The sequence below is a fragment of the Gordonia sp. i37 genome (genome assembly GCF_002043085.1).
GTDB lineage: Bacteria > Actinomycetota > Actinomycetes > Mycobacteriales > Mycobacteriaceae > Gordonia > Gordonia polyisoprenivorans.
The window spans coordinates 1-532 of sequence record NZ_MVPX01000665.1; the positions used below are offsets into that span (position 1 = coordinate 1).

The following is a 532-nucleotide window of genomic DNA, read 5'->3' on the forward strand; positions in this document are numbered from 1 at the left end:
GTGACGGTACCTGCAGAAGAAGCACCGGCCAACTACGTGCCAGCAGCCGCGGTAATACGTAGGGTGCGAGCGTTGTCCGGAATTACTGGGCGTAAAGAGCTCGTAGGCGGTTTGTCGCGTCGTCTGTGAAATTCTGCAGCTTAACTGCAGGCGTGCAGGCGATACGGGCAGACTTGAGTACTACAGGGGAGACTGGAATTCCTGGTGTAGCGGTGAAATGCGCAGATATCAGGAGGAACACCGGTGGCGAAGGCGGGTCTCTGGGTAGTAACTGACGCTGAGGAGCGAAAGCGTGGGTAGCGAACAGGATTAGATACCCTGGTAGTCCACGCCGTAAACGGTGGGTACTAGGTGTGGGTTCCATTTCACGGGATCCGTGCCGTAGCTAACGCATTAAGTACCCCGCCTGGGGAGTACGGCCGCAAGGCTAAAACTCAAAGGAATTGACGGGGGCCCGCACAAGCGGCGGAGCATGTGGATTAATTCGATGCAACGCGAAGAACCTTACCTGGGTTTGACATACACCAGACGC

At 56.4% G+C, this 532-nt stretch carries 1 rRNA gene; it reads left to right on the forward strand.

Annotated elements, in window-relative coordinates:
• A 16S ribosomal RNA gene (locus B1964_RS29450) occupies positions 1–532 on the forward strand; the annotation flags it as partial.